This is a genomic window from Azonexus sp. (genome assembly GCF_036170495.1).
Classification (GTDB): Bacteria; Pseudomonadota; Gammaproteobacteria; order Burkholderiales; family Rhodocyclaceae; genus Azonexus.
In genome coordinates, this window is record NZ_JAVHPH010000113.1 from 1 (window position 1) to 5,391 (window position 5,391).

A 5,391-nucleotide genomic window follows, 5' to 3' on the forward strand; every position below is an offset into this window, starting at 1 on the left:
GCTTGAGCAGCGCGATCTGCCGTTCCAGATACGGCCGGCAGGCGGTAATTTCAGCGGCTTCCGGCGTCCGGTTGCCGGGTGGCCGGCATTTGACCGCATTGGCGATATACACCCGGTTGCCGCGTGCGATGTCGAGCGAGGCCAACATGGCGTCAAGTAGTTTGCCGGCCTGGCCGACGAAAGGTTCGCCCTTGACGTCCTCCTCGGCGCCCGGACCTTCGCCGATGAACAGCCAGTCCGGATTGCGATCGCCGACACCGAGCACGGCCTGTTTGCGTTGTTCGCAGAGCGGGCAGGCGCGGCATTCGGCAACCTGCTTGGCCAATTCAGGCCAGTTCAGGTTATCGACTGGCGTCATCGGGCGCAGTGCAGCAGCGGGCGCCGGCCTGGCTAGCGGGGCGGTTTCGGACACGATGGCAGGGGCCTGTTCCGGTGCCGGAGCGCTAGCTTCCGGTTCGGCTACTGCTTGTTCACGGACCTCGCCTGCCGGCGCACGTGGTTCCGTATCGCGCAGCACCCAGATCGGCGTTATACCCATCTCGACCAGCATCTGCTCGCGGCTCAGGCTCATGCCAATTCCTTATCAAAAACCAGCGCATCTTCGCGCCCGATCACCGCCGGATAATAGCCTTTGCGCAAGCCGATCTGCTGGAATCCGAAGTGGCGATAGAGTTCGATTGCCCGCTCGTTGGACGGCCGGACTTCGAGAAACAACTTACTGGCGCCGCCGAGCCGGGCGCACTCCATGGCATGGCGCAGCATCCGCGCCCCGTAGCCCTGCCCCTGATAACGCTGGCCGATGCCGATGGTCAGCAGATGCGCCTCGTCGATGACGCGCATGACCACCGAAAAACCGATCAGCTCGCCGCCGACGCGCAGCACCCAGACGCTATAGCCGGCGATCAGCGAATCGGCAAAATTGCCGCGTGACCACGGAAAGGTTTGCAAAGTCGCTTCGAGCGCCGCCACCGCATCAAGGTCGCGCTCGTTCATCGGGAAAAAATCGGCCGGAACAGTCAACTGGGGTTTCAAGGTTTAAGCCCGTCCGCCTTCGCTAAGTCGTTCGGCCACCGTCTTGGCCACCTTGTCGCGGATGTAAAGCGGCGCGGCCAGCGCCGCATCGATGCCTTCGCCACGAGCGGCGCGGGGTGCCGCCAGGCGGGCCACGGCGGCAGCGCTCGGCAGAATGTCAGCGTGCACCGGGATACCGGCCGCGCCCAGGCATTCAGCCAAAGCCGGATAGGCGGCGATGGCATTGCCGCAGGCAATCCAGCCCGGCTCGGCCGGCAGCGCGACAGCATCCGGTGGCGAAACGCGAATTTGACCCAGCAGATGATAAGCGCCGTCGATCAGTTGATAGCGCCCCGAATAAACCTCGCCCATGCGCGCATCGAGCAGCGCCAGGACGCGCTCGGCACCGGCCTGTGCTGCCATCGTTTCGAGGCTGGTCACCGGAATCAGCGGCCGATTGGTCGCCACCGCCAGCCCCTGCGCCGCGCCACAGGCGACGCGCAAGCCGGTGAAGGCACCCGGGCCGACGCCGAAGGCAATCGCATCGAGTTGCCCGACCTTGATGCCCGCTTCGGCCAGCAGTTGGCGGACCAGCGGCAACAGGGTTTCGGAATGAGACCGGCCCGGCGGACAGATGCGTTCAGCCACCACACCATCGCGCCAGAGGGCGCAGGAGCCAAGTTCAGTTGAAGTTTCGAGAGCGAGGATCAGCATGGGCCGGCATTTTACCGGAGGCGCGGCCGACCCGGGATTCAATCTCGGCGCCAGCCCCGGCCGTCACCCCGACGTTCACGTTGCTCGCCCCAGGCGCGCTGTTGGCGCATGTCGTCGCGCAGGCGACGCCGATCTTCCGGCGGCACGTCACGCCAGCGCGGGGCGCCTTCGTCACGGCGGTATTCACGTTCCTGCTGCCAGTGCTCGCGCATCTGCTGGCGCAGCTGGCGCCGCTCGTCCGGCGGCAGGTCGCGCCAGTATCCTTGCTGCGCCCAGACGCCACCGGCCGAACCAAGGAGGCTCAGCAGCAACAGGGACAGGGCAACAAGACGTTTCATGGCAGGCCAGAGGATAGCGGTTCAGATGTCACCATTGTCTATCCGGCGACGCCAGGCAAGCGCTTCGAAGTGTAAGAATATGTTTCCCGGCCTGCCCCGGCAAAAGCTTGTTACCATTTGCCGCGTTCCATTCACTGTCCGCCCTTATCCTTGCCGCCATGAACGAACAACAACACCAACACATTCTCGTCGTCGATGACGATGCCCGCCTGCGCGACCTGTTGACCCGCTACCTCGGCGAACAGGGCTTCGCCGTCAAAGCCGCCGCCGACGGCCAGCAGATGGACAAGCTGCGCGCCCGCGAGCACTACCACCTGATCGTCCTCGACCTCATGATGCCGGGTGAAGACGGCCTGACCATCTGCCGCCGCCTGCGCGGCCAGGGGGACAGGACGCCGATCATCATGCTGACCGCCAAGGGCGACGAGATCGACCGCATCGTCGGCCTCGAAATGGGCGCCGACGATTATCTGCCCAAACCCTTCAACCCGCGCGAACTGCTCGCCCGCATCCACGCCGTTTTGCGCCGCCAGGGCAGCAAGCCGCCCGGCGCGCCGGAAGACGACCAGGAAAAGATCACTTTCGGCAACATCGAAGTCGATCTTGCCGCCCGCACGCTGAGCCGCGGCGATGAACTGCAATCGTTGACCACCGGCGAATTTGCCGTTCTCAAGGTGCTGCTCCAGCACCCGCGCCAGCCGCTTTCCCGCGACAAGCTCATGACCCTGGCCCGCGGCCGCGAACAGGGCCCGTTCGACCGCGCCATCGACGTCCAGGTGTCGCGCCTGCGCAAACTCATCGAAGCCGACCCGGCCCAGCCGCGCTACCTGCAGACGGTCTGGGGCTTCGGCTACGTCTTCGTGCCGGACGGCGCGATGAAAGAAGCCACCAAAGAATGATGCCGCGCACGCTGCTGGCGCGCACCTTCCTGTTGCTCGCCATGCTCGTGCTGCTGACCACGGCGGCTTGGCTCAGCCTGTTTCGCTACATCGATGCCGAGCCCCGGGCACGGGAAACCGCCCAACTGGCAGCGTCTGCCGTCAACCTGATCCGCGCTTCGCTATTTGCCGCGGCGCCGGACAAGCGGCTCGGCCTGTTCACCGAATTTTCGACGCGCGAAGGCATTCGGCTGCTGCCGGCGGAACCGGAAGACAAAATCGAGGCGATGCCCGATTCGCGCTTTTTCCGGCTCCTGCAGCGCGAGCTGAACGCTCGCCTGGGCGACCACACGCGGATTGCCGCCAGCGTCGATGGGGTGACCGGTTTCTGGGTCAGTTTCCGCCTCGACGATGCCGACGATGAGGAATACTGGCTGGTCCTGCCGCGTGACCGCGCCGCCCGCGACTTCGCCAGCCACTGGCTGGCCTGGGGGCTGCTCGCGGTCATTCTGGCCATGGCCGTCGCCTGGCTCATCGCCTCGCGCATCAGTCGGCCGCTCAAGGCCATGGCCAGATCGGCCGAGGCGGTTGGTCGCGGCGAGAAGCCGGCGCCGCTGCCGGAAGATGGCGCCGAGGAACTGAGTCGCCTGGCCGTCGCCTTCAACACCATGGCGGCCGATCTCGAACGCCATGAAAAGGATAGGTCCGAAGTGCTGGCCGGTATCTCGCACGACCTGCGCACCCCGCTCACCCGGTTGCGTCTGGAGGCCGAAATGAGTGTCGCCGAGAGCGCCCGGCAGGCCGTGGTCGCCGACATCGAGCAGATGGAGGCGGTCATTTCGCAGTTCATGGATTACGCCCGGACCGAATCCGGCGAGGCCGCCGTGGCGACCGATCTTGGCGCTCTTCTATCAGGCATTGTCGAGCGTCAGCGCGCCGTTGGCCACGCGCTGACCGCGGCGATTGAAGCCCTGCCCGAAACGACGCTGCGGCCAAAGGCGATCACCCGCGCCGTGACCAACCTGATCGACAACGCCGTCAAATACGGCGGCGGCGAGATCACGCTGTCGGCTGCTACGGTCAACGGGGAAATTTGGCTGGAAATCAGCGATCACGGCCCGGGCATACCACCCGAAGAAATTGAGCGTCTGAAACGCCCCTTCACCCGGCTCGAGAACGCCCGCACCGACGCCACCGGCACCGGACTCGGGCTGGCCATCGTCGAGCGCATCGCCAGGTTGCACGACGGACGGCTCGATCTGCTACCCAATCCTGGTGGCGGCCTGCTTGTTCGCCTGGTGCTGCCGATCAGGCGCTGAGGGCTGGCGTCAGCGGGAATTCATCAATGATCCGGTAGGACGAACCCAGCTCGCTCAGGGTCGAACGTACCAGCACGAAACGCTCGTTGCGCCAAGTCAGGGGTTCCATCAACGGGAGCGGGCGGCTTTCGGATGGCGCACCGGCTTCCGGTACCCGGCGGACCAGCGTAATGTGCAGGAAGAAATCGCGGCCCTCGCCGCCGACCCTGAATCCGGCCCGCGCCAGGGCCTGGCGCAACTGGCGGAAAAGCGCGTCCAGCGGGGCCGACGGTGCCTGACATCCGGCCCACAGCAAATGGTTGTGCGACCAGAAGCCGAGCTGGTCGACGTTGATGGCGAATGGCGCGACGCGAACGCTGGCGGCGGCCATCGACAGCTCGGGCAAATGTGTTTCGGGAACGTTGCCAAGGAAGGCCAGCGTCAGGTGGATGGTGTCGCGGCGGGTGGCGCGGCCGCCGAACGAATGGGCGGCATCGCGGGCAATGTCGCCGAGACGCTCGGCGACTTCCGGCGCTGGCCAGAGGGCGAAGAAAACTCTGGCCGTGGCCGGTTTGGGTTGTTTCTGGTTTCGCCGCTCAGCCGACACGTGCGACCAGCGCGATGGCCTGCGCTTCGATGGCTTCCTCGCGGCCGAGATAGCCGAGGCGCTCGTTGGTCTTGCCCTTGATATTGACGCAGTCGGCCGCAATGCCGAGGTCGGCGGCGACGTTGGCAACCATCGCCGCGGCGTGCGGCGCCAGCTTGGGTTGCTGGGCGATCAGCGTCGCATCGACGTTGACCGGCCGCCAGCCGCGTTCGGCCAGCAGGGCAACGGCAGCACGGAGCAGGACGCGGCTGTCGGCCCCCTGGTAGCGCGGATCGGTGTCGGGAAAATGCCGGCCGATGTCGCCGAGCGCGACGGCGCCGAGCAGCGCGTCGGTTATGGCGTGAAGCAGCGCATCGGCGTCGGAATGGCCGAGCAAGCCGGTTGGATGGGGAATCTCTACGCCGCCGAGAATCAGCTTGCGGCCCTCGACCAGCTGGTGCACATCGTAGCCCTGCCCGACGCGGAAATTCATTTGCGTGCCCTCAGTATCATCGCGGCCAAGGCGAGGTCGGCCGGATAGGTGACTTTCAGATTGGTCGCATCGC

At 65.8% G+C, this 5,391-nt stretch carries 8 protein-coding genes; 2 read left to right on the plus strand and 6 right to left on the minus strand.

Annotation, left to right across the window (positions count from 1 at the left end; genetic code table 11):
- From ADADOO_RS03605 to ADADOO_RS03620, 4 genes are all read right to left on the minus strand, one after another.
- A partial coding sequence (locus ADADOO_RS03605; RefSeq protein ID WP_511275090.1) for a uracil-DNA glycosylase occupies window positions 1-571 on the minus strand: 571 nt, incomplete at its 3' end.
- Window positions 568-1,032: a ribosomal protein S18-alanine N-acetyltransferase gene (gene rimI, locus ADADOO_RS03610; RefSeq protein WP_511275092.1), complete on the minus strand. Its 465-nt coding sequence runs from the start codon at window positions 1,030-1,032 to the stop codon at window positions 568-570. The genes ADADOO_RS03605 and rimI, both read right to left, overlap by 4 nt.
- A 3-nt stretch (window positions 1,033-1,035) precedes the next feature.
- Window positions 1,036-1,725 (minus strand): tRNA (adenosine(37)-N6)-threonylcarbamoyltransferase complex dimerization subunit type 1 TsaB, encoded by a 690-nt coding sequence (gene tsaB, locus ADADOO_RS03615; protein ID WP_511275094.1) that lies wholly within the window; start codon window positions 1,723-1,725, stop codon window positions 1,036-1,038.
- 38 nt (window positions 1,726-1,763) lie between these two features.
- Window positions 1,764-2,063, minus strand: coding sequence for a hypothetical protein (locus ADADOO_RS03620; protein WP_511275096.1), 300 nt, complete (start codon window positions 2,061-2,063; stop codon window positions 1,764-1,766).
- 158 nt (window positions 2,064-2,221) lie between these two features.
- Here ADADOO_RS03620 and ompR point away from each other — a divergent pair, with 158 nt between their 5' ends.
- Window positions 2,222-2,962, plus strand: a complete 741-nt coding sequence (gene ompR / locus ADADOO_RS03625; protein WP_511275098.1) for an osmolarity response regulator transcription factor OmpR — start codon at window positions 2,222-2,224, stop codon at window positions 2,960-2,962.
- Window positions 2,962-4,260: an ATP-binding protein gene (locus ADADOO_RS03630; RefSeq protein ID WP_511275099.1), complete on the plus strand. Its 1,299-nt coding sequence runs from the start codon at window positions 2,962-2,964 to the stop codon at window positions 4,258-4,260. Before ompR ends, ADADOO_RS03630 begins: the two co-directional genes overlap by 1 nt.
- Here ADADOO_RS03630 and thpR read toward each other — a convergent pair.
- Both thpR and ispF read right to left on the minus strand, forming a co-directional pair.
- The gene (gene thpR / locus ADADOO_RS03635) at window positions 4,250-4,846 is read right to left on the minus strand and encodes an RNA 2',3'-cyclic phosphodiesterase (protein WP_511275100.1); all 597 of its coding nucleotides are present in this window, start codon (window positions 4,844-4,846) and stop codon (window positions 4,250-4,252) included. The two genes, ADADOO_RS03630 and thpR, sit on opposite strands and share 11 nt — an antisense overlap.
- Window positions 4,836-5,318 carry a 2-C-methyl-D-erythritol 2,4-cyclodiphosphate synthase gene (gene ispF / locus ADADOO_RS03640; protein ID WP_511275102.1) on the minus strand — a complete coding sequence of 161 codons (483 nt, stop codon included), beginning with the start codon at window positions 5,316-5,318 and terminating at the stop codon, window positions 4,836-4,838. The genes thpR and ispF overlap by 11 nt, the downstream gene beginning before the upstream one ends.
- Window positions 5,319-5,391: the final 73 nt, after the last annotated feature.